The 22994-nt window shown below is 69.3% G+C and carries 22 protein-coding genes; 12 read left to right on the top strand and 10 right to left on the bottom strand.

Features of this window, described 5'->3' with window-relative positions:
- Positions 1-50: 50 nt before the first annotated feature.
- A complete protein-coding gene (locus tag DMC61_RS24890; RefSeq protein ID WP_125691603.1) occupies positions 51-698 on the top strand; it encodes a hypothetical protein in 648 nt (215 codons plus the stop codon).
- A 41-nt stretch (positions 699-739) separates the two neighbouring features.
- Here DMC61_RS24890 and DMC61_RS24895 read toward each other — a convergent pair whose 3' ends face one another.
- Both DMC61_RS24895 and DMC61_RS24900 read right to left on the bottom strand, forming a co-directional pair.
- On the bottom strand, positions 740-2134 hold the full coding sequence (locus DMC61_RS24895; protein ID WP_125691605.1) for a hypothetical protein: 1395 nt from the start codon (positions 2132-2134) through the stop codon (positions 740-742).
- Between the two features lie 35 nt (positions 2135-2169).
- Positions 2170-3768: a DEAD/DEAH box helicase gene (locus DMC61_RS24900; RefSeq protein WP_016331486.1), complete on the bottom strand. Its 1599-nt coding sequence runs from the start codon at positions 3766-3768 to the stop codon at positions 2170-2172.
- A 464-nt stretch (positions 3769-4232) separates the two neighbouring features.
- On the opposite strand from DMC61_RS24900, the gene DMC61_RS24905 reads away from it, so the two are divergent.
- The 3 genes from DMC61_RS24905 (at position 4233) to DMC61_RS24915 (ending at position 6572) form a co-directional block, all read left to right on the top strand.
- Positions 4233-4886, top strand: coding sequence for a ferritin-like fold-containing protein (locus DMC61_RS24905; protein WP_043848581.1), 654 nt, complete (start codon positions 4233-4235; stop codon positions 4884-4886).
- 60 nt (positions 4887-4946) lie between these two features.
- Positions 4947-5177, top strand: coding sequence for a DUF3107 domain-containing protein (locus tag DMC61_RS24910; protein ID WP_016331489.1), 231 nt, complete (start codon positions 4947-4949; stop codon positions 5175-5177).
- A gap of 114 nt (positions 5178-5291) precedes the next feature.
- Complete coding sequence (locus tag DMC61_RS24915; protein WP_125691607.1) at positions 5292-6572, top strand: heparan-alpha-glucosaminide N-acetyltransferase domain-containing protein; 1281 nt, start codon at positions 5292-5294, stop codon at positions 6570-6572.
- Between the two features lie 73 nt (positions 6573-6645).
- Here DMC61_RS24915 and DMC61_RS24920 read toward each other — a convergent pair whose 3' ends face one another.
- Together DMC61_RS24920 and DMC61_RS24925 are read right to left on the bottom strand one after the other, a co-directional pair.
- Complete coding sequence (locus DMC61_RS24920) at positions 6646-6972, bottom strand: DUF4873 domain-containing protein (protein ID WP_016331491.1); 327 nt, start codon at positions 6970-6972, stop codon at positions 6646-6648.
- Positions 6969-7736 carry a TetR/AcrR family transcriptional regulator gene (locus tag DMC61_RS24925; RefSeq protein WP_038519016.1) on the bottom strand — a complete coding sequence of 256 codons (768 nt, stop codon included), beginning with the start codon at positions 7734-7736 and terminating at the stop codon, positions 6969-6971. The genes DMC61_RS24920 and DMC61_RS24925 overlap by 4 nt, the downstream gene beginning before the upstream one ends.
- A 50-nt stretch (positions 7737-7786) precedes the next feature.
- On the opposite strand from DMC61_RS24925, the gene DMC61_RS24930 reads away from it, so the two are divergent.
- Entirely contained in the window at positions 7787-8695 is a 909-nt protein-coding gene (locus DMC61_RS24930; RefSeq protein WP_199750092.1) for a diiron oxygenase, read from the top strand.
- Positions 8692-9615, top strand: coding sequence for an alpha/beta fold hydrolase (locus DMC61_RS24935; RefSeq protein WP_125691611.1), 924 nt, complete (start codon positions 8692-8694; stop codon positions 9613-9615). The genes DMC61_RS24930 and DMC61_RS24935 overlap by 4 nt, the downstream gene beginning before the upstream one ends.
- A 323-nt stretch (positions 9616-9938) precedes the next feature.
- Here DMC61_RS24935 and DMC61_RS24940 read toward each other — a convergent pair whose 3' ends face one another.
- The gene (locus DMC61_RS24940; RefSeq protein ID WP_125691613.1) at positions 9939-10475 is read right to left on the bottom strand and encodes a carboxymuconolactone decarboxylase family protein; all 537 of its coding nucleotides are present in this window, start codon (positions 10473-10475) and stop codon (positions 9939-9941) included.
- Positions 10476-10572: 97 nt separating this feature from the next.
- Here DMC61_RS24940 and DMC61_RS24945 point away from each other — a divergent pair, with 97 nt between their 5' ends.
- The gene (locus DMC61_RS24945) at positions 10573-11613 is read left to right on the top strand and encodes an amidohydrolase family protein (protein ID WP_125691615.1); all 1041 of its coding nucleotides are present in this window, start codon (positions 10573-10575) and stop codon (positions 11611-11613) included.
- Positions 11614-11648: 35 nt separating this feature from the next.
- On the top strand, positions 11649-13070 hold the full coding sequence (locus tag DMC61_RS24950) for an amidohydrolase family protein (protein WP_125691617.1): 1422 nt from the start codon (positions 11649-11651) through the stop codon (positions 13068-13070).
- Positions 13071-13143: 73 nt separating this feature from the next.
- Here the strand turns inward: DMC61_RS24950 and DMC61_RS24955 are convergent, their stop codons facing one another.
- Positions 13144-13767 carry a TetR/AcrR family transcriptional regulator gene (locus DMC61_RS24955; RefSeq protein ID WP_037332079.1) on the bottom strand — a complete coding sequence of 208 codons (624 nt, stop codon included), beginning with the start codon at positions 13765-13767 and terminating at the stop codon, positions 13144-13146.
- 244 nt (positions 13768-14011) lie between these two features.
- On the opposite strand from DMC61_RS24955, the gene DMC61_RS24960 reads away from it, so the two are divergent.
- The 3 genes from DMC61_RS24960 (at position 14012) to moeZ (ending at position 17414) form a co-directional block, all read left to right on the top strand.
- Entirely contained in the window at positions 14012-14869 is an 858-nt protein-coding gene (locus DMC61_RS24960; protein ID WP_199750093.1) for an alpha/beta fold hydrolase, read from the top strand.
- Between the two features lie 81 nt (positions 14870-14950).
- A complete protein-coding gene (locus DMC61_RS24965; protein WP_125691619.1) occupies positions 14951-16117 on the top strand; it encodes a DUF3152 domain-containing protein in 1167 nt (388 codons plus the stop codon).
- A 118-nt stretch (positions 16118-16235) separates the two neighbouring features.
- Positions 16236-17414, top strand: a complete 1179-nt coding sequence (gene moeZ, locus DMC61_RS24970; RefSeq protein ID WP_016331501.1) for an adenylyltransferase/sulfurtransferase MoeZ — start codon at positions 16236-16238, stop codon at positions 17412-17414.
- Between the two features lie 194 nt (positions 17415-17608).
- On the opposite strand, the gene DMC61_RS24975 is transcribed toward moeZ, so the two are convergent.
- The gene (locus DMC61_RS24975; protein WP_233594930.1) at positions 17609-18577 is read right to left on the bottom strand and encodes a hypothetical protein; all 969 of its coding nucleotides are present in this window, start codon (positions 18575-18577) and stop codon (positions 17609-17611) included.
- Between the two features lie 105 nt (positions 18578-18682).
- Here DMC61_RS24975 and DMC61_RS24980 point away from each other — a divergent pair, with 105 nt between their 5' ends.
- Positions 18683-19480 carry a TIGR02569 family protein gene (locus DMC61_RS24980; RefSeq protein ID WP_125691623.1) on the top strand — a complete coding sequence of 266 codons (798 nt, stop codon included), beginning with the start codon at positions 18683-18685 and terminating at the stop codon, positions 19478-19480.
- Here the strand turns inward: DMC61_RS24980 and DMC61_RS24985 are convergent, their stop codons facing one another.
- Genes DMC61_RS24985 through DMC61_RS24995 form a run of 3 tightly spaced genes read right to left on the bottom strand, consistent with a single transcriptional unit; the run spans position 19481 to position 22941 of the window.
- Complete coding sequence (locus DMC61_RS24985; protein WP_125691625.1) at positions 19481-21724, bottom strand: FtsX-like permease family protein; 2244 nt, start codon at positions 21722-21724, stop codon at positions 19481-19483.
- Entirely contained in the window at positions 21721-22401 is a 681-nt protein-coding gene (locus DMC61_RS24990; protein WP_125691627.1) for an ABC transporter ATP-binding protein, read from the bottom strand. Before DMC61_RS24990 ends, DMC61_RS24985 begins: the two co-directional genes overlap by 4 nt.
- A 15-nt stretch (positions 22402-22416) precedes the next feature.
- Positions 22417-22941: a PadR family transcriptional regulator gene (locus DMC61_RS24995; RefSeq protein WP_016331506.1), complete on the bottom strand. Its 525-nt coding sequence runs from the start codon at positions 22939-22941 to the stop codon at positions 22417-22419.
- Positions 22942-22994: the final 53 nt, after the last annotated feature.

Below are 22994 nucleotides of genomic sequence, written 5' to 3' on the forward strand. Positions count from 1 at the left end.
GTCGTAGATGAGCACGCTGCCCCGCAGCGAGGACGAAGGGCACCGTTGAAATGACCTACCCACCCCAGCCAGGACAGCCCGACCAGGGTCATGGCGGGCAGCAGTATCCAGGGCAGCAGCAGCAGCCGGGGCAGCCTCAGTACCAGCAGGGTGGTTACGACCAGAGCGGCGCGTACCCGCAGCAGCAGTACCCCCAGCAGCAATACCCCGGCTACGGCCAGCAGCAGTACGGACAGGGCTTCGGCGGGCCGCCCGCGCCGCCGAAGAACAACAAGACCGGCCTGATCGTGGGCATCGCCGCCGCGGCCGTGGTGGTGCTCACGCTGGGCATCACCGGGTTCGTCGCTCCCGGGTTCTTCCTCGGTGACGACAAGGCCGAGAAGGCGTCCGGCCCGGAAGGAACCGCGCAGGCGATCATCGACGGCATCAACGCCCATGACAGGGCCGCGTTGACGGAGCTGAAGTGCGCGAGTGCCGAGAAGGACATCGACCAGATCATCGAGCGGGTCAGCGAAGCGTCGGACGCCTCGCTCGGCCCGGTCACGAAGGTCTCCGAGACCAAGGCCACGGTCGCCGTCACGCTGACCGTCGCGGGGCGGCCCGGCACCGCCACCGGCACGCTCGTCAGCGAAGGTGGCAAGTGGTGCTGGAAGGAAGTCAGCCGGCTGCGTACTTCCCGGACTTCGACGACGCGCTGACCGCGGGCCGGTAGCAAGGGACCTTTGCTACCACCCGCCGGTCACTTGAGGGCGACGACGGTGGGGCCGCGTTGCTCCAGCAGCACCGGCCCGACCGAGGAAAGCAGCACCGGGCCGGTGTAGCCGCGCCTGTCGACGCCGACGGTGCGGATGGTGGCGCCGGTCGTCTCGTCGAGTACGGCCAGCCCGCCCTGGATGGGCACGACCAGCTGCTCTCCGAAGGTCACGCCCGGGCCGGTCGAGTTGTTCAGCGTCCAGCGCGGCGTCAGGTCGTCCCGCGAGAACGCCATGGTCTTCGACCCGGTGAACCAGTAGACGCCCTGCGCCGTCCACGAGGTCGTCATGACGCCGCCCACCGGATCCTGCGTGATCTCGGCCTCGGGCACGTCGAGCGGATACGCCGACTTCTGCAGGCCGTCGCCACCGTAGATGACCAGCAGTTTCTGTTCGGGCAGCACGATCAGCGCGAGATCGCCGGACATCGCGACGACCTTCGCGTTCTTCCCGGCGAGCACGGTGCTGTAGTCGACCTTCGGGTCGTCGGCCTCGTCGTTGGTCGCGCGGTAGACGGTGAAGCGGTCGGCGGGGTCGCCGGGGCAGCGCTCGATCACGCCGATCTTGCCCGCCGCGGCGGCCACCGTGCCGTAGGTGCAGCCTGTCCTCGGCTGCTTGTTCGGGTTCACGATGGCGGGGACCTGGCCGTACTCCATGCTCTTGACCAGGTCGTCGCGCCAGGTGTTCAGGAGTTTCTTGCCGGTGGTGGTGACGTGCGATCCGTCGACGACCAGCCGCGTCCCGAGCTCGGCGTCGCCGTTGCGTTGCGCCGTGCGGCGCCCGGTGCCCGCGTCGAGCTGGGTGACCTCACTGCAGCCGGTGTCCTTGCGGTACACCGCGTCCACCTTGATCCCGGCGAGCGCGACGGTGCACAGTTCGAGATCGCGCGAGTAGCGCCAGCGGACTTCGCCGGTGTACGGGTCCCGGCCGAGAACTTCGCCCTTGTCGCCGGTGACGACGCTGTTGGCCTCGCCGATCGGGACGGGGGTCGACGCGCTCGGCGCCTGCCACAGTTCGCTCAGCGAACCGGGGACCTGCGCCGGCGCGGGCGGGAGCCCGGGCGGCAGGGTGGTGGCGACCTGTGCGACCGTGGCCGAGTTGTCGCTGGTCACGCCGATGACGACACCGGTGACCGCGACGACCACCACGATCGCGGCGGCGATCACGCGATCCCGTTTGCGGTTCCACGGCGAGGGCCGGGCGCGTTTCCCGCCCAGCGGCGGCTCGGTGGCCACCGGCTGAGCGGGTTCGGCGTCCAGCACGTCCTCGGTGCCGATCGCGTTTTCGGCCGTCTCCGGCGTGCTGCCGTTCGACTGCTCGGGATCGGCGGGCACGGGCCGCGCCGGTTCGTCGTCCGGCGCGGCGTCCCAGCGTTCGCTCACGTGCCCCTAGCTCCCCATGTCCGCAGTAAGAAAGCTCAGTCTGCCGACGCAGGTGTATCAGAAGTCGCCGACGGACGGCGACGGCGGCGTCGGCGAGCCGGACGCTCGGCGCTGTCGCCTGCCTCCTTCTCGACCGCGGGGCCACTGACCTCGGGACTCGGCTTCGCGCCACCGCGGCTGCGGCGGCGGGTCCGCGTGCGGCCCTCCGAAGCGGTCTCGGCGGCCGCGCCCTCGGTGCCCTCCGCCGAAGCCGCCGCGGCGGCGTCCGCCGCTTCGATCTTGGCGGCCGCGTTCGCGCCGCCGCGGGTCCGCTTGCGCGGCGCGCGGTTGCGCTTGCGGGGAGCCTCTTCTTCGCTCGCCCCGCGGCCACGGCCACGGCGCTTGCCGCCCAGGTCTTCTTCGGCCTCGGCCGAAAGACCGGCGCGGGTCCGCTTCGACAGCGGCAGGCGCCCGGTGGTGCCCTCCGGGATGCCGAGGTCGCTGAACAGGTGCTTCGACGACGAGTACGTCTCGACCGGCTCGGGCTTGTCGAGCCCGAGGATGTCGGAGATCATCTTCCAGCGCGGCTCCTCGTCCCAGTCGACGAGGGTGATCGCGACACCGGTGCGGCCCGCGCGGCCGGTGCGGCCGATGCGGTGGACGTAGGTCTTCTCGTCCTCCGGCGTCTGGTAGTTGATCACGTGCGTGACGTCGTCGATGTCGATCCCGCGGGCGGCGACATCGGTGGCGACCAGCACGTCGACCTTGCCGGAACGGAACGCGCGCAGCGCCTGCTCGCGGGCGCCCTGGCCCAGGTCACCGTGCACGGCGGCGGCCGCGAAGCCGCGCTCGACCAGATCGTCGGCGACCTTCTGCGCGGTGCGCTTGGTGCGGGTGAAGATCATCGTCAGGCCGCGGCCCTCGGCCTGCAGCGCGCGGGCGATCAGCTCGGGCTTGTCCATCGAGTGCGCCCGGTAGACGAACTGGGTGGTGCGCTCGTGGATGGCGCCGGCGTCGTTCTCCTCGGCGCGGATATGCGTCGGCTGGTTCAGGAACGTGCGGGCCAGCGTGATGATCGGACCCGGCATGGTCGCCGAGAACAGCATCGTCTGCCGGGCGTCCGGGACCATCCGCAGGATGCGCTCGATGTCGGGCAGGAAGCCCAGGTCGAGCATTTCGTCGGCCTCGTCCAGCACCAGGCCGCGGATCTTGCCGAGCACCAGGTGCTGCTGCTCGGCCAGGTCCAGCAGGCGGCCGGGCGTGCCGATGACGACGTCGACGCCCTTGCGGAGCGCCTCGATCTGCGGCTCGTACGGGCGGCCGCCGTAGATGGCCAGCGTGCGGATGCCGAGGTGCTTGCCCGCGCCCTTGAGGTCGTTCGCGACCTGGATGCACAGCTCACGGGTCGGCACGACGACCAGCACCTGCGGGGTGCCGTCGCCGGGGACCTCGACGCGGTGCAGCAGCGGGACGCCGAAGCCCAGCGTCTTGCCCATCCCGGTGCGGGCCTGGCCGATCAGGTCGTCGCCGGCCATGGCCAGCGGCAGCGTCAGCGCCTGGATGGCGAAGGTGCGCTCGATACCGGCCTCGCCGAGGGCCTTCACGATCTCCGGCTTGACGCCGAAGGAGGCGAAGGTGGGCGATTCGGGCTCCACCGGGGCGCCCGCCTGTAGCGGGTGCGACGTGTCCAGCGCGGCCGGACCGGTCTCGCTGTGCTCCAGCGCGACGGCGGCCGGGACGCCGGTGGTGGTGTTCTCTTCGGTTGTGGTTTCGTTCGTGGTCAGGGTGCTCGCCTCTCTCGTGACCAGCGCGCACTGCCCTGGTCACCAGATCGACACTCGACCACGAAATTTCGCTCGGGCTCCGCGCTACTGGCGCTGGAGCGGCCCTTCGTGGGAATGCCGCAGGATGGCGTGCACGCACATCATTCTTGTGCTGACCGGGGCCACATCGGCTGTCCTTCAGCCGCAGCGGCGTCCCGATCCGGGACGGAAGATCCGTCGTATCCGGCCGCCAGTGTACCTGGTCTGCGGTTTTTCGATAGTCCCCCGGCGTGTCGGCGGCGTGGGATCGGTCTCTTCCGGTCCGGGCGGGTGTGTTCGGCGATACCCTTTCCGCCGTGACCGAGGCAAAGCAGATCAGTGAAGGCGTAGTCGATTTGCTCGGCGTACTCGCCTATGGGGAATTGTCCGCATTCGATCGCATGGCCGAGGACGCGCGCACCGCGCCGACGCTGTCCGGCCGGGCCGCGCTGGCGTCGATGGCGGCGGCCGAGATCGGGCACTACGACCTGCTCGCCAAGCATCTGAAGGGGCACGGCGTCGCGATCGAGGACGCGATGCGGCCCTTCGTCGGGCACATCGACGCCTGGCACGCCTCCACGGCGCCGCGCTCCTGGCTCGAGTCCCTGGTGAAGGCCTACGTCGGCGACGGGCTCGCTGCGGACCTCTACCGCGAGATGGCCAGCTGGCTCGACCCCGAGACCAAGGACCTCGTGCTCACCGTGCTCGCCGACACGGGGCATTCCGCGTTCGCAGAGCGCGAAGTCGCGGCCGGTATCGAGGCCGACCCGAAGGCGCGCGACAAGCTCGCGCTGTGGGGCCGCCGCCTGCTGGGCGAGGCGTTGACGCAGGCCCAGTACGTCGTCGCCGAGCGGGACGGGCTCGCCGAGCTGATCGTCGAAGGCTCGGGCGACCTGTCGGGAATCGCGGCGCTGTTCCGCCGGTTGCAGCAGGGGCACACCAAGCGCATGCAGGTGCTGGGGCTCGGCTGAGGTCACTTCGGCTAGCCTTGGCGCACCAGTGAATTTCGAACTTTCAAGCGGAGGTCCCACGTGGAGGTCAAGATCGGCATCAAGGACACGCCGCGGGAGCTCGTGGTGTCCAGCAGCCAGTCACCCGACGAGGTCGAGGAACTGGTCGCGAACGCCTTGAGGGCCGGCGACGGGATCTTCCGCCTCGACGACGAAAAGGGCCGCAAGTACATCGTGCCCACCGACCGGATCGCCTACGTCGAGATCGCGCCGTCGGATGTTCGCAAGGTCGGCTTCGCCGTTGGTGACTAACCCGATCGGGTTGTAGTCGGATGTCACAGTGGCGTCACCGCCGCGTCTCAGCCAGCTCTCAGATTTGATCGTCACGCTAAGGCGGGGACGGCAGGGGGCTAGCCGAGAAATGAGGTGGACGGCGTCACTGTGATGGACCGCGCGCTGGTCGACGGCGTGCGCACTGTTCCCGACCAAGGCAAACGGGCCGTAGGGCGGCTGACCGGCATCGATGTCGCCCGCGGCCTGGCCGTCCTCGGCATGTACGCAGTGCATGTCGGCCCCGATCCGGCCAAAGGCGGCTTCGGGGTGCTGTTCAAACCGTTCGAAGGCCATTCCGCCGCGCTGTTCGCGGTGCTGGCCGGGGTCTCGATCGCGCTGATGTCCGGCGGCCGCCGTCCCAAAGAGGGCCGCGACCGGACCCGTGTCGCGCTGAAACTGGCGACCCGCGCCCCGCTCCTGGTGGCGCTGGGGCTGTGGCTGACCAGCCTCGAGACCGGCTACATGGTGATCCTGGCCTACTACGGGGCCTGTTTCCTCTTCGCGATCCCGTGGCTGCGCGCGGGCGCGAAGACGCTCGCGATCGCGGCGATCACCGTCGCCGTGGCGGGCCCGCTGCTCTCCCATCTGATCAGGGCGCAACTGCTGCCCCGTGACCTGCTCTTCTTCGCGCCGGACCTGACCGCGGACGACGTCACGTCGACCGGGCTGCTGAAGGCCGCGACCGTCCTCGTGCTGACCGGCACGTTCCCCGCGTTGACGCTGATGGCGTACGTGTTCGCCGGAATGGCGATCGGGCGGATGGACCTGACCTCGCGCAGCGTGTGCCGACGGCTGTTCTTCGGCGGCTCGGCGCTCGCGGTGGGCGGGTATTTCGTTTCCTGGCTCGCGACCGGGCCGCTCGGCGGTATGCAGGCGATCTACCGGTCGCTCGAACCGGCCGCCGCGCAGATGGGGATGACGTCGCCGGAATTCCTGCGGCTGCACCAGACCTGGATCCACGGCACACCGCCGACCACCAGCTGGGCCTGGGAACTGCTGCCGACGGGTACCTCGTACACACCGTTCGACCTGCTGATCTCGATCGGGATCGCGGCAGCGGTGATCGGCGGCTGTCAGCTGCTGATGCCGAAGTTCGAGCGCGTGCTGCGGCCGCTTTCGGATCTGGGCGGGCGGGTGCTGAGCGCGTACGTGCTGCATTTCGTGGCGATCGCGCTGCTGTGGGACGAGACCGACGGCGACTCGATCTTCAGCGTGCTGCACTTCGTCGAGTTCTCGGTGGTGGCGCTGACCGCGGCGGTGCTGTGGCGGAAGTTCGTCGGGCGCGGGCCGCTGGAATGGGCGATGAACAAGCTGTCGAGCTGGCCGAAGTACCTGCTGCCCAGTGCTCGGGTGCCCGCTCAACGGCGGGGCTGAATTTCCCGATAGCGCGTGAAGGCCCCCTTCCCTCGACTGAGCCGAGGGAAGGGGGCCTTCACGCGCTAAGAGGTCAGGCGTTGAGTTCGTTCAGTTCTTCCAGGCTGGTCGGCACATGGAAGGGCGGCGTGCTGGTGCCCATGATGCGGTAGCGGTCCCACGGGTCCGGGTCGGAGAGCTCGCCCTTCGCGCTGTACTCGCCCGCGCGGATCTCGACGGCGGTCTTCTTACCGCCGGCGGCCGCCGACACCTGCTCGTTGGTGGCGACGCGGCCGTACCAGCGGTAGTACCCGTCGATGGGCTGGAAGTAGCCCCGCAGGTCCACCGTGGTGGCGATCTCGGTCCCGTCGATCACGAGGACCGCTTCGCCGGCGTAACCGTCTTCGTCGTGCTCGCTCATTGCGCCTCCGATTCCTTCCGCATCTGGACGACCTTGTTCTCTTCGAGCGGCAGGTTCGGGTCGATGACGATGCCCTGCTGCCGGGAGAGGCCGTCGATCGCGGCCCAGATGATCTGCGTCAGGTACTCGACGACGCTGTCGCGGCCCATCGAGCGTCGGTCCAGCCACCATTCGCCGGTGCTCTGCACCATCCCGACGATGCCGTGCGCCCACGGTTCGGCGGCGCCGGAGTCCATGTTGAACATCCGCATGTAGTCGCCGAGCAGCGCGGTCAGCGCGGTGGCGATCAGTTCCTTGTCCTCGGCGACGACGTCGGACTTGACGACCACCTTCTCCTGGAGGCCGCCGCGCGCGAGCAGGCGGTACAGGTTCGGGTGCTCCTCGATGACGCTGAAGAAGGAGTCGAGCGCCATCCGGATCCGGGGGACCGGGGCGAGCTCGGAGTTGATCGCCGGGATCAGCCGCTGGAAGAGGATCTCCGTGCCGCGCTGCCCGAGCGCGACGTACAGATCCGCCTTGTCGTCGAAGTGCCGGTACAGCACGGGTTTCGTGACACCCGCTTCGGCGGCGACGTCTTCCATGCCGAGGTCGGGGCCGTGCGTATCGAGCGCGCGCAGGGCGGCTTCGACGAACTCCGCGCGGCGCGCGATCCGGTGCTTGCGCCAGCGGTCGCGGCGGGCGTCGCCCGTGTCGGCCTCACCCGCCGTGGGGTGCTTGCTCGACTGCTTGCTGTTGCGCTTGACACGTTCGATCACCCCAGTCATGCTACCAGAGGTAACTGTTACCACGAGTTACAGATAGGGGTGTGTCGGCAATGACGCGGGCGCTGAAGGAAACAGACCGGGAGAAGACGGCCGAGCGGCTGCTCAAGTCCTCCGCGAACAAGTTCTACGATCCCGACGTCGACATCGACTGGACCGCCCCGCTCGTCGACGGGAAGCGGTACATCCCGGCGCACCGTTCTTCGCTCTACGGCACGAAACTGTGGGACTCGCTGTCCGAAGAGCAGCGCATCGAACTCGGCAAGCACGAGGTCGCCAGCGTCGCCACGACCGGGCTGTGGTTCGAAATCCTCCTGATGCAGATGCTGCTCAAGGAGGTCTACGACGAAGACCCGACCAGTTCGCACGCCCAGTACGCGTTGACCGAAATCGCGGACGAATGCCGTCACTCGACGATGTTCGCGCGGATGGCTTCGCGGATCGGCTGCCCGTCCTACGGGCCGGTGCCGTGGTTGCGGCGGCTGGCGAAACTGATGCCGACCATCAGCTACGGCCCCGCGCGCTACGGCGCGATCCTCGTCGCCGAAGAGGTCCTCGACCGGCTTCAGCGCGAGCAGATGAACGACCCGGACATCCAGCCGCTGGTGCGCATGGTCAACCGGATCCACGTGCTCGAAGAAGCCCGACATGTCACCTTCGCCCGCGAAGAGGTGACTCGCGGGATGGCGAAACTGTCGAAGAAGGAAATCCTCTATCAGCAGTTCATCATCGCCCTGATCTCGTACTTCGTGACGCGGGCCTTCATCAACCCGAACGTCTACAAGGCCGTCGGCATCCGTCCGCGTGACGGCGTCGAGGCCGCGCTGAACAACCCGAACTGGCGCGAAAGCATCCAGTGGGCAGGCGAGAAGATCATGCCGTTCCTGCAGGAGTCCGGGCTGGTCGGCAAACCGGGCATGTACTTCTGGCGCAAGTCCTTCCTGCTGCCGGGGAAGCGATGAAGAGCGTCAAGCAGCGCGACGCCGTCTCGTGGGACCCGTCGCGGCAACATCGGTTCGTGACCGGTGACGGCACCGCCCTGCACGTCGAGACGAGCGGGCCCGCCGACTCCGAGCTCACGCTGGTGCTCGTGCACGGCTGGACCCAGGACCACCGGACCTGGGACGGCGTGGTGTCGCGGCTCGGCGACTCCGTCCGGACCCTGCGCTACGACCTGCGCGGCCACGGTGGTTCCGCGCCGGCGAAACCGGGCACGGCCACGATCGCGACCCTCGCCGACGACCTCGCCGAGCTGATCGAAGACCGCGTCCCGAACGGGCCGATCGTGCTCGCCGGGCACTCCATGGGCGGCATGACGATCATGGAACTTTCGCGCAGGCACCCCGATCTCGTGGCCCGGCGCGTCGCAGGGGTCGCGTTCGTCGCCACATCGTCCGGTGAGATGGACCGGATCACCCTCGGCCTGCCGGGGATCGCGGGCAGCGGCGCGGCGAGGTTCGAACGGAGGCTCGCGAAGCTGCTCGCGAAGAACCGCCGGGACGCCTTGCCGCTGCCGCTGTCGGTGGTGCGGCCCGGTGCGCGGCTGCTCGTCTTCGGGCGGCGGCCTCAGCGGGCCGACGTGGACTCGGTCGCCGAGCAGTTGCTGTGCGCGCATCCGGCGAGCGTCGCGGGATTCCAGGACGCGATCTCGCGGCACGACTGCCGGGTCACGCTGGCCGCGCTGCAGGGCAAGCCGGTGATCGTGCTGGCGGGGGAGCGGGATCGGCTCTGTCCGCCGCCGCACGCCAAGGTCATCGCCGACGAGCTGCCGGAAGCCGAATTCGTGCGCTATCCGGGGGCGGGGCACATGCTTCCGCAGGAGCGGGCTCAGGAGGTTTCGGACCGCATCGCGGCACTCGTCCGCCGCGCCGCGAGGGTCTGAAAAGGGAGCAAGGGACCTTTGCTACCACTTATCTCGACATTAAGACAGGTGGTAGCAAAGGTCCCTTGCTCTCTTTCCGCAGGTCAGGGTCTCGGCGAGGTGGTTGTGCGTGTCTGAGAGGACGGCGCGTGTGATCAGGTGGACGACACGCGTGACTGGGTGGACGACACGCGTGTCGCCGGGGCCGAAGGCTCCTTTCGCCGCATCGGACGCAGTGAAGGGAGCCTTCAGCACACGCACGACAGCGAATAAACGCCCAGACAGGGGCCAAGTGGTTTTCGCGACGTGCGGTCGGCGCGGGTGGTAGCAAAGGTCCCCTACTTTCAGAGGGACGTGTAGCCGTTCGCCAGCAGACGGACGCCCGCCTCCCGATAGGCGTCCTGGTCGTCGACGGCGAGCGTGGCCAGCCCGTCGACGTAGCGGTTGAACATGCAGAACGCGGCCGCGATCAGGACCGTGTCGTGGATTTCGACGTCCGTCGCGCCCTCCGCGCGGGCGGTCTCGATCAGGTCCTCGCCCACCGACTTCCCGCTTTCGCCCACGGCGAGCGCGACGTGCAGGAGCGCCCTCACCTTCGCCGACACGGGGGCGCCGTCGACGTCCTTCCACGCCGCCTCCACGACCGGCATGCCGCCTTCGAGCGCTTCGGCGGCGACGGCGGCATGGCTGCGTGAGCAGAACGTGCAGTCGTTGCCGCGCGAGACGACCGCGCCGATCAGTTCGCGTTCGCCCACGCTGAGGCTGCTCGGGCCGCGAAGCAGGACCTCGGCGAGCTGCCCGAGCGGCGCCGCCGTCTCCGGCCGGTAGGCGAACAAGCCGGTGATGCCGGGAAGGTTCTCGTCGAGCGCGATATGCGGCATGGTGACTCCTCGCGGATCGGCAACGCGGTCACTCGATTAATAGCCGAAACCGGGCTCGTCGCGATGCCGCTGGATTGCTCGACACGAGGGGGCGGGTGTGATCATCAGAATCCGGGGGCGTGCGCTTCCCGACGGCGAGTACGTCGATCTCTACGCCGACGGCGACCGATGGACCACAGACCCGGTCCCGGGCGCGGAACTGGTCGCCGAAGGCTGGCTCTTGCCGGGCCTCGTCGACGCCCACACCCATCCCGGGGCCGAGGAGCCCGGCGACCCGATGGACGAAGAGATCCTGCGCGCCGATCTGCACCGGCACGTCGACGCCGGGGTCACGATGATCCGCTCGCCGGGGCTGCCCGGTGAGCCGCCCGAGTGGTTCGGCGCCGAACCCGGACTGCCCCGCGCGGTGCACGCCGGGCCGTGGATCGCCCAGCACGGCCAGTTCTTCGACGGCTGGGGCCGCCGCGCCTCGCACGCGGAGCTCCCGGGATTGGCCGCGGCACAAGCGAAACGCACCGGTTGGGCCAAGATCATCGCCGACTGGCGGGTGGGGGACGACGCCGTGCCGTCCGACGTCATGACCGCGGTCGTCGAGGCGGTGCACGCGGTCGGCGGCCGGGTCGCGGTGCACTCGCAACACGCCGCCGGAGGCGAAGCGGCGGTGGCCGCGGGGGTCGACTCCGTCGAACACGGGATGTGGCTCGATCCCGCTCACCTGCCGGACATGGCGGCCCGCGGAACCGCGCTCACGCCGACGCTCTCGGTGTTCCAGGCGGCGCTGGGGAGGGTGCGGAACCGTGAGGACAATCCTCAAAAACGCTGGTTCGCGGGCGGGGCGGAGGCACATCCCGCGCTGGTCGTGGCGGCGGCGGAGGCGGGGGTGAAGATCCTCGCCGGGACCGACTCCCGGCCGCATGGCCGGGTGGGCGCCGAAATCCGCGCCCTCGCGGAGGCGGGGCTGCGACCCCACGACGCCCTCGCCGCGGGCTCGTGGGCCGCGCGCGAATACCTGGGGTTGCCCGGGCTGGTTCCGGGCGCGCCCGCCGACGCCGTCGTCTACGCGGAAGATCCGCGTGAGGACCTGGAACGGCTCGAACATCCCATCGCGGTAATTCTCCGGGGTGTTCGCGTCAGGTGAGCTAACGTGATCTTTTCGACTGGGGAGTTGGAAGAATGAAACGAAACAGATCGATCCTGTCCGTTTTCAGCCTCACCATCGCCGTCGTCCTCGGCGCGGTCCTGCTCACCGACCTGGGCGGCGGGACCACCGAAGCCGGGAGTGACGCGGAATTCACCGGCACCGGCCGGGTCGTCATCCGCGACGCTTCGATGGTGCTCACCATGGATCCCGGCCTCGGCGAAGGGCCGCTCGGCGCCCTCGCCGACGCCGACGTCGTGCTGGAAGGCGCCAAGATCAAGCAGGTCGGCAAGGACCTCGACGCGGGCACCGCGCGAGTCGTCGACGGCCGCGGCAAGATCGTGCTGCCCGGCTTCGTCGACCTGCACAACCACCTGTGGCAGTCGCTCATCCGCGGCTGCGCGGCCGACAAGGAACTCATCGGCTGGCTCGGCAAATGCGTCATCCCGCTGTATCGCGCCCCGGTGACCGACGCGGACGCGTACGCGGGCACGAAACTCGCGGCGGCCGACGTCGTCTCGACCGGGATCACCACGGTCACCGACTGGTCGCACGCGTTCAACACCGACTTCGCCAAGGGCGGTCTCCGCGCGCTCGGCGAGTCGAAGCTGCGGTTCCTCTACTCCTACAACGGCACCACCGATCCCGCGCTGCAGAACGAGATCCGCCGCGTGAAGCGCGAGGTCATCGATCCGAACCCGTTGGCGCGCCTGCAGATCGGCACGCATCCGTCCACGGGGAACTTCCCGAGCGTCGAAGCCTCGGAGAAGCTCGCGCGCGAACTCGGCGTCTCGTTGAACGTGCACCTGCTCGAATCGAAGGCCGATCTGACAGCGGGGCAGATGGACGCGCTCCGGCGCGCGAACGCGCTGCACCCCGGGCTGGTGACGAACCACGTCATCCAGACCACCGACGCCGATCTCGACGAGCTCGCGGCGGCCGGGGTCGGTGTGGCGCACAACCCGCTTTCGAATATGCGGCTCGCGTCGGGTGTCATCCGGCTGCCGGAGATGAAGAAGCGGAACATGAAGGTCGGCCTCGGCCTCGACGGCGGCACCAACGACACGAGCGACATGTTCAACGTGATGCGCGCGGCCGTCGGTCTCCAGCGGGCGACCACGACGGATCCGGCGGTCTACCCGACCACGGCGGACGTCCTGCGCATGGCGACCCTCGGCGGCGCGGAGGCGCTCGGGATGGACAAGGAGATCGGGTCGCTGACGCCGGGCAAGCGGGCGGATCTCCAGGTGGTCGACGCGCAGGCGGTCAACTTCGCGCCGAAGGTGGACTGGGTGAATCAGCTGGTCTTCAACACCCAGCCCGCGAATGTCTCGTGGGTGTTCGTCGACGGCCGCGCCCTCAAGCGCGAAGGACGCGTTGTCGGTATCGACACCGCGAAGGTGGTCGCCGACGCCCAGGCCGCCGCGGACCGCCTGAAGAAGCTCCTGCCGCAGTGACCTGACGCAATTCGTCCTCTGAATGCGGTAGTCGCCCGCGCAAGGACCGCATTCAGAGGACGAAACGCGGGGGTCAGTGCTGGAGGGGGAAGCCACCGCCGATGCCTCGCCAGGCGAGGTTGGCGGTGAGCGCCACGGCCTCTTCGCGGCTCATCGACTTGTGGTGCGCCAGCCAGAACCGCGCGCTGACCTGCGAGAGGCCCACGAGGCCGACGGCGAGCAGCCGGGCCTTGTCCTCGTCGAGGCCCGCGTCGGCGGTGATGGTCTCGGTGATCGCGTCGACGCTGGCCGACGTCGCCCGGTCCACCGCCTCCTGGACGGCAGGCTCGCCGCGCAGGTCGGACTCGAAGACCATGCGGAAGGCACCGGCGTCGTTGTTCACGAAGTCGAAGAACGCGCCGACGGTGGCCGGCACGCGTTGCTTGTTGTCCGACGTGGAGTCGAGCGCGTCCTTGACCCGCCGCACCAGTTCGTCGACGTGGCTCTCCAGCAGCGCGATGTAGAGGTCGAGCTTGCCGGGGAAGTGCTGGTAGAGGACCGGCTTGCTGACGCCGGCCTCTTCGGCGATCTCGTCCATCGCGGCGGCGTGGTATCCGTTCGCGGCGAACACCCGCTGCGCGGCGGCCAGCAGCTGGGCGCGGCGTTCCGTTCTGGGCAGGCGGACACCTCGGGCCTGCAGTCGCGCCATTTCTGTCATCGTTCCTCCAGTAGCCGCGGGCTCCGCGGGGCGGGGTCACCGCCGCGTGAAGTGAGCTCGAGATTACTCGCCGGTACAGCCGGACCGCCAAGGGTCAGGCATCCTTGATGCTGTGTCTTCTCCAGTTTCCCGTGCCGCCAGGGGCCGCCCTCCGCTGACCCATGTGCCGTTGTCGCGCAGGTCATTGCCCTCGCTGGACCCGGCGCCGCCCCCTTGGCCCGGGGAAACAATAGGTGTCGGCGGGGTGAAATTGCACATCCGCCGGACACCGGGCGGTCCCGAGGCGGCCGTCTACGTCCACGGCCTCGGCGGTTCGTCCACGAACTGGACCGACCTCGCCGCCCTCCTGGCGCCCCAGGCCGCGGGCACGTCGGTCGATTTGCCGGGTTTCGGCTACTCGGAGCCGCCCGACGGCTTCGACTTCAGCCTCGACGCGCACGCCGAGGTCGTGGCGAGCCACATCGAGAGCCTCGACGCGGGGCCCGTGCACCTGTTCGGCAACTCGATGGGCGGGGCCGTCGCGCTGCTCGTCGCGGCCCGCCGCCCGGAACTGGTGAAGACGCTGACGCTGATCTCGCCCGCGATGCCGGATCTCCGCCCCAGCATGAAGCGGCTGTCCGACCCGCGGATGGCGTTCGCGTACCTGCCGCTGATCGGCCCGGGGGTGCGCCGGCGGCTCGCCGCGCTCGGCCCGCGTGAACGCGCCATGCAGGTCATCAAGCTGTGCTTCGCCGACCCGAGCCGGTTCGCGCAGAGCAGGCTGGACGAGCTCGAAGAGGAACACAGCGCCCGCGCCGGATTCGCCTGGGCCGCCCCCGCGCTGGCCCGCAGCACGTTCGGCATCTTCCGCACGTGGTCCGCGCGCGGCCCGGCGTCGCTGTGGGCGGTCGCGCCGGCCGTCGACGCGCCCACGCTCGTCGTGTGGGGGCAGCACGACCGGGTGATCTCCGTCCGGCGCGCCGAGCGCACCGCCCGGCTACTTCCGCACGCGCGGTTGCTCGTTCTGCCCCGAACCGGCCACGTGGCGCAGATGGAACGCCCGAATGTCGTAGCGAAGGCCGTTTTGGGGATGTGGGAATCGGTCGAATCGGGCACCTGGTAGCCCATTCGGGTGGCCGGGACACGCCGGGTGAAGCGCCGGTCGCTCACAACATCACAGTTCGGTTATGGCACCCTGGTGCGCGTGGATCGGGTAAAGCAAGGCGCGCAGGGCGAAGGTCGGCGGTCTCAGTACTCCGCCTCCACCCGTCGTCCGCCGCGCGCCCAGCCCCGGACCGCCGACGCCCCGCGCACCGGCCAGTACCGGCCGACGCCGCCGCCGTCGCAGCGGCTCGACGAGGACCGTTACCGTCCCGGCGGCCGCCGGACCAGCGCCCAGCCGCTCAGCGCGTCCTGGAAGCCGCACGAGACCGGCGCCGCCAAGGCCAAGGCCGCCAAACGCAAGGGCGGCATCGGTCAGTTCGCCAAGACCTACGGCTGGCGCGTGTACGCGCTGCCGATCCTCGTGGTGATCACCGCGCTGGTCGTGTTCAACACCGCCACCGGCCCGGCCGAGCCGATCGCCTCCGACGGCCAGACCCAGGCCACGGCCGATGGATCCGCCGGCAACGGCGGCGAACCGGGCGCGGGGGTCGACGGTGGCGGCGATGTCCTCCCGGAGAACCCCGCCAAACCGGTCGACCTCAAGATCCCGACCGCGGACCTGCCCAAGGGCGGCCCCTTCACCGAGTCCGGCAAGGGCACCTATCACGTGGTGCCGGGCAAGGGCGAAAAGGTGGGCACGGGCCAGCTGTTCACGTACACCATCGAGGTCGAGGACGGCATCGATCAGGCCAGCTACGGCGGTGACGACAGCTTCGCCGCGATGGTGGAGGGCACCCTGTCCAATCCCAAGAGCTGGACGTGGGACGGCAAGAAGGCGCTCCAGCGCGTCGACGCGAGCTTCCCGAATCCGAGCTTCCGGGTGAGTCTCACCACACCGAACACCACGCATCGCGCGGACGTCTGCATGTTCCAGATCACCTATGAGACGTCTTGCTACCGCTCGAGTTTCGACAAGCGCGTGGTGATCAACCTCGCCCGCTGGGTGCGGGGGGCGATGGCCTTCGAGAGCGACATGACGGGGTACCGCCAGTACGCCATCAATCACGAGGTCGGGCACGCCTTGGGCGGAAAGCACGTGGGCTGCCCGGAGAACGGCGCGGTCGCGCCCGTCATGATGCAGCAGACCTTCGGCGTCTCGAACGACTTCGTGGCGCAGCTGAACAATCTCCCCGGCGGCGACCGCGGCAAGGTGCCCGCGGACGGCAAGGTGTGCAAGCCGGGCTCCTGGCCGAACCAGACACCCTAGTCCAAGCCGTCTCACCTGCTGGAACATCCCAGGATATGAAACAGGGGAAGTCGTTTCCGCCTGTCGGTGTTGTAGATACTGGGATGCGACCCGCGATCCACGCGAGATGGAGGACCCGATGTCAGGCACGCTGCCGCCGCTCGTCGAGCCGGCCGCCGAGCTCACCAAGGAAGAGGTGGCCCGGTACAGCCGTCACCTGATCATCCCGGACGTCGGGGTGACCGGGCAGAAGCGGCTGAAGAACGCCAAGGTGCTGGTCATCGGCGCCGGTGGCCTCGGCAGCCCGGCGCTGCTGTACCTCGCCGCGGCCGGGGTCGGCACGCTCGGCATCGTCGACTTCGACGAGGTCGACGAATCGAATCTGCACCGTCAGGTCATCCACGGACAGTCCGACATCGGCAAGCTCAAGGCCGCGTCGGCGCAGGAGACGATCGCCGAGATCAATCCGTTCGTGAAGGTGCACCTGCACACCGACCGGCTCGAATCGTCGAACGCGCTCGAACTGTTCGAGCAGTACGACCTGATCCTCGACGGCACCGACAACTTCGCGACGCGGTACCTGGTCAACGACGCCGCCGTGCTCACCGGCAAGCCCTACGTGTGGGGCTCGATCTACCGGTTCGAGGGACAGGCGAGCGTGTTCTGGGAGGACGCGCCGAACGGCAAGGGCCTCAACTACCGCGACCTCTACCCCGAGCCGCCGCCGCCCGGCATGGTGCCGTCGTGCGCCGAGGGTGGTGTGCTGGGCGTGCTGTGCGCGTCGATCGGCTCGATCATGGTCAACGAGGCGATCAAGCTGATCACCGGCATCGGTGAGCCGCTGCTGGGCAGGCTCGTCAGCTACGACGCGCTCGAGATGAAGTACCGCGAGGTCAAGATCCGCAAGGATCCGGAGACCCCGAAGATCACCGAGCTCATCGACTACGAAGCGTTCTGTGGCGTCGTGTCGGACGAAGCCGCTTCGGCCGCTTCGGGAAGCACGATCACTCCGGCGGAGCTCAAGGCCAAGTTCGACAACGGCGACAACTTCGCCCTCATCGACGTCCGCGAGCCGCACGAGTACGAGATCGTGAACATCAAGGGCGCGACGCTCATCCCGAAGGACAAGATCCTTTCGGGCGAGGCGCTTTCGGAACTGCCGCAGGACAAGCCGATCGTGCTGCACTGCAAGTCGGGTGCGCGGTCGGCGGAGGCGCTGGCGGCGCTGCACAAGGCCGGCTTCAAGGACGCGACCCACCTCGGTGGCGGCGTGCTGGCCTGGGCGCGGCAGATCGACCAGAGCCTGCCGACTTACTGACGTTTTGCGCGTGAAGGCCCCCTTCCCTCGGCTGAGTCGAGGGAAGGGGGCCTTCACGCGCGGGTGGGCGCCTCCGGCGGCCGCTGCAATGAAAGTGTCTTTCCTTGCAAATTTTGCAAGGAAAGACACTTTCATTGCACGCGCGGAGCCTTGGTGCCCGAAGTGGTAGCAAAGGTCCCTTGCTCCCTCGCGCGTCAGTAGCCGAGCGAGCGGCCGGTGAAGATCGCCCGCACGAACGTCGTGAACCCCGCCACGACATCGGTCCGGTTCCCACCGCGCGACTTCGGCACGGCGGCGATGATCTCGGCGTCGGTCAGCGGGTGGGTCTTCCCGGCCAGTTCCCGCAGTTCCTCGGGTTTCCAGTTGTGGTTGCCCGCGACGTGCACCGACAGCGCGCCACGCCGTTGCACGAACTCGATCCGCTCGGCGTCGCGCCGCACGAATTCGCCGTCCCCGACTTGGGTGCAAGTCGTGTTTCCGAGGCGCCAAGAGGTCTTCACCGCTGTCTCGCAGCTCTCGACGACGTCGGTCGCGAAGGTCCAGACGGGCGAGATCCACAGCTGGGGCGTGTACTCGACGATCAGCGACCCGGAGTCTTCGGTCGTCTTGGTCGGGAGCCGGTGCGGGCCGAGGGCCGCGGCGAGGGTGCGGTCGCGGGGGACGCCGGTCGCGGCGAGGCGTCGCGCGGGGGTGTCCAAAGGCAGCGACGCGGGGACGGCGATCCCGCCCGCCACGAGCACCATCAGGAGGACACCCGCGCCCACCTGGACGCCGACTCCCCGCGCGAACACGCCCGCGACGAGCAGCACCGGCACTCCGAGGAACGGCACCGCGAACCACGGATCGAACGCCTCCGCCACCTCCAGCACGAAGATCGCACCGAAGACGCCGGAAGTCCCGGCGACGAAAGCCCACGCCAGCCGGCGCCAAGGCTTCGCGACGGCCGGAAAAGCCTCTGGCGCCAAGAAACCGACGAGGTAGACCACCCCGATCGACACGAGCGGGACCGGCAACGCGATCCACGGGACGTGCAGGAACGCGGCCAGCGGGAGCAACAGGCCCACGGTGACCGCGCCCAGCGTTCCGAGCAGCCACAGTGAACCGAGCGCGAGGGCGGTGAGTTGCCCGTCGGTGAGGCGCCGCTGCGCCGTTCGGGGGATCACGGTCGAAGAATGGCAGGTCAGAAGCGATCGTGTCATGAGTATCGCTACTCAAGACCAGCGCGTCTTCTCGTTCGTGGCACGGAAGACGGGGTAACGTCCCGAGCCGTGCGTGCCACCCTTGAAAGCCCTCCGGAACACGTCTGTTCGGCGTTCGGCGGACGTACCGGTGACGCGGAACCGATGCCGGGCACCGATTCCTGGCGTTACAACGATCTCGTGCTCAAGCCGGTCGTGGACAAGTCGCGGACGCTGTGGACGGCACGGGCGCTGGAAGCCGTCGACGAGCCGGGGCTGCGGGTCGCGAAGCCGGTCCGGTCCAGTGACGGCCGTTGGGTGGTCGGTGGCTGGTCGGCGAACCGGTTCGTGTCCGGCACGGCCGAACACCGCTACGACGAGGTCGTGCATGCGGCGGTCAAGCTGCATCGCGCGACGGCCGGTCTGCCCCGGCCGGATTTCCTGGGACGGCGCACCGATCTCGAGGCGCTGGCCGACAAACTCGCCTGGGGCGAGGCGGACATGCCGCTCGACGAGAACAAGGGCGGCCGCTGGTTCGAGGTACTGGCGGGATCCCGAAGACCGGTCAAACTGCCGGACCAGGTCGTCCACGGGGAGCTGCTCGCCGGCGTGCTGTTCGACGGTGACGAGGCCCCCGGCATCGTCGATTTCGTGCCGTACTACCGGCCCGGTGAGTGGGGCGCCGCGATCGTCGCGGTCGACGCGCTGGCCTGGGGCGGCGCCACCATCGATCTCCTCGAACGCTGGGCACATCTGCCCGAATGGCCGCAGCTTCTCCTGCGGGCCGTCCTCTTCCGCCTGGCGGCCAACGCCCTCGACCCGCGGTCGACCCGGGCGGCGCACGACGGACTTCGTGCCGCCGCCCGGGACGTGAGCGCGGTGCTGTAGTCACTCGGTGCGCAGGTTCTCCGTCTTCGCCGCCGAGCGCACGGACGGCACCGTCGACGCCGTCACCAGCAGCACCGTCACGACGGCCGCCGCGGCCAGCAGCGCGACCGCGGGCCAGTCGACGTACGGCCCGTCCCAGAACAGCCGCTTGCCCAGCGCGGCGACGGCGATCCCGGTCGCCGTCGCGAGCACGATGCCCAGCAGCAGCGGAATCCCGTTCTGCCACAGCAGGGACCGGACGATCACCCGCACCGGGACACCGGTGGCGGACAGCGCGCCGAGGGCCCGCCGCCGTTCCCGGACCTGCTCCTGGGCGAGCACCAGCAGGCTGACCCCGGCCAGCAGCAGGACGAACAGCGCGCCGCCGAGCAGGATGTCCCGCGCGTCGTCGAACATCCGGGCCTCGGTGGAGGCCCGCTCCCCGTTGTAAGCCGCCACGGTGACCTGTCCGCTGTACGGCGCCACCGAGTTCCGCACCAGCTCGACGAAATCCGGATTCCCGGTCGTCCCGCGCAGGCTCGCCGTGACCGAGGCCGCCGCCAGGTCGACACCCGCCACCGCGGCGGGCGTCGCGAGCACTTGCGGTCCCAGGGAGTCGGCGACGCTCGACGGCTTCATCTCGAACGGTCGCGGTGTGACCGGAACGGTCCAGGGCTGCTCCCGTTTGTCGTTGCCCGTGACCTTCGTCGACTGTCCTCTGTGGAGGAAGGCGGGGTCGGCGAACACGTCGCCGTCGCGGCAACCGGTCGCGGTGGTCGTCACCTCGATCGTGGCGCAGTCGGCGACGGCGAACAGCACGAGCGCGCCGTCCTGGCGCTTTCCGTCGACGAACAGCGAGCGCAACGCCTGGAAATCGGCCGCGCCGGGAACAGCGCGGACCGCGGCGATCACCCGATCGGCCACCGGACCGTCCGCGTAGACGGTGATCCGGCCTCCCGTGCTGTCTTGACGATCGGCCTCCATCGCGGCCTGTCCCGCCAGGAGGCTCTGCAGCGCGATCGCCCCGGCGAGAACCACGCACAGACCCGCGACCACCCGTGACGGGGTCCCGCTGTCGCTCTGCAGACGGCGGATCGCCAGCTGGAACGACGGCGGCCCGCCCTTGATCCGGGAAACGGCACGTTCCAGCAGCCACGGCAGCAGTGCGGGAATCCCGACCATCAGCAATGCGGCGCCGCCGATCAGCGCCCAGCGGCCGAGTTCGCTCGCGACACCGAAATCCGGCGCGATCAACAGGATGCCGAGGACGACCGGCAGCAGCCGCCACCACAACCGGCGCTTCGGCGGTGCGGTCTCGCGGACGACACCGAGCGGTTCGACGACCAGATGCCGCTGGGACGCCCAAGCCGTCGCCACGGTCAATGCCGGGACCGCGAGCACGATCAGCACCACCAGCGGCCACGACGGCGTCAGGTCATGGGGATACACCCCGAACCGGAACACCTGGAAGCCCGCCGCCGCGCCGCGGAAGAGCAGGAACAGCGCGCTACCGAAGACCAGGCCTGCCGCGGCGCCCGTGAGGGATTCCGCCGCGGTGATCCGGCGTAGTTGCGCGAGGGACGAGCCCGCCAGCCGTAACGCGGCGAGCCGCCGGTCCCGAGCGGCACCGCCGAGCCGGGAGACCGTCCCGACGAAGATGAACACCGGCGTGAGCAGGACGAAGAGCCCGAGCAGCAGGAGGGCCAGGATCCCGTTTTCGATCAGGTCGTGGTAACCGGGCTCGGCGCCGAAGCCGTAGATCGTGCGTGCGTCCCGCATCGCGTCCGTGCCGACGTAGGCGACCAGATCGTTCGGATTGAGCGTGGTCTCTTCGGCGATGAGCCCCGCCGGCTTGCCTGGCAGACGAGGCCGCAGCAGGCCGCTGGTGTCGGACGCGACGAGCTCTGCCAGCTTCGGCGAAAGGAAGACCTCGCCCGGCGCGGGCAGTCGGTCCACTCCCGGCGGGATCGGCGGATTCGGGCCCGTCGGCCGTAAGTGGACGAGCGAGATCGCCTGACCGCGGAAGTCGGTCGTCGTCGCGCTGTAGTCCAATGGCGCGACGCCCGGGACCGGTTCGCTCCGCACGGAAGCGGCGAACGTGCGCTGGTCGCGGTTCTCCTTGATGGTGCCCGCGGAGGCGCCGAGAAGCAGGATCGCCACCGCGAGGCCGATGCCGGCCGTGCTCAGGGCGAGCCTGACGATCGAGCCCCGGCCGCCCCCGACGGCCAGCCGGAACCCGAGCATCAGGTCTTCGCGCCCGGTCATCGGGTCACCGCCGGTTCGCGTGTCCGGCCGTCTCGCACGATGACCTCCCGGTCGGAGTAGGCGGCCACCCGCGGTTCGTGGGTGACCAGGACGACGGCGGCGTCGGTCTGTTTCGCCGCCTCGGACAGCAGGCGCATGACCAGTTCTCCGCTGAGCGTGTCCAGCGCGCCGGTCGGTTCGTCGGCGAAGATCACCGACGGTTCGGTGACCAGTGCCCTGGCCATCGCGACGCGCTGGCTCTGCCCGCCGGAAACCTGGCCGGGTGTGCTGTCGCCGACGTCGCCGACCGTCAGCCGGTCGAGCCAGCCGCGCGCGATCCGCTCGGCGGGGCGGCGCCTCATCCCGCTCAGCCGCAGCGGCAGCGCGACGTTCTCCAGGCAGGTCAGCTCCGGCACGAGCTGCCCGAACTGGAAGACGAAGCCGAATTCGGTGCGCCGCAGGGCACTGCGTTCGGCGTCGGACATGCTCGCGAGGTCACGCCCGCGGAAGCGCACCCGGCCTTCATCGGGCCGGATGATCCCGGACAGGCAGTGCAGCAGGGTCGACTTCCCGGACCCCGACGGGCCCATGACCGCGACGATCTCGCCGGGTTCGAGCGTCAACCCGGCCCCGGCCAGCGCCTGGTTCGGGCCGAAGGCCTTGTGCAGGCCCAGCCCGTGTAACAACGGTGTTTCCACTGTGTGGTCCCCAGATCAGCGCGTCAGCTGGCGCGCGAGGTCGTCGAGGCGGGCGGCGGTGAGCTCCAGCCACCGCAGATCCGCCTCCAGATGGAACAGCGCGTGATCGCAGATCAGCTGGTCGGCGAGGTCGCCGTCGGTTTTGCGGGCGGTGAGCTCGCGCATGGCGCGCAGGTGGGAGCTCCGCTGCGCGTCGAGCAGATCCTGGGCGCCGCGGCCGGACAGGAGCGCGAGCACGACCTTGGTGTACAGCGTGTTCTGCAGGTAGACGGAGGGGTTTTCCGGGCTCTTCAGCCATTCTTCGACGTTGGTGACGCCGGCGTCGGTGATCGCGTACCGCTTCCGGTCCGGACCGCCGCCCGCTTCGACGCCGTTCTCCTCGACGAGACCGTTCTTCAGAAGCCGGTTCAGTGTCGAGTAGACCTGCCCGTAGTGCAGTGGGCGGTCTTGGCGGAACTGCTTGTCGTAGAGCTGTTTGAGGTCGTAGCCGTGCTTCGGACCGGCTTCGAGCAGGCCGAGCAGGGTGTTCCCGATGGACATGCGGGCGACTATACACAGTGTGTATACGCACGGTCTATACATCGAGTGAATAG

It is taken from the genome of Amycolatopsis sp. WAC 04169, from assembly GCF_003947535.1.
Lineage (GTDB): Bacteria > Actinomycetota > Actinomycetes > Mycobacteriales > Pseudonocardiaceae > Amycolatopsis > Amycolatopsis keratiniphila.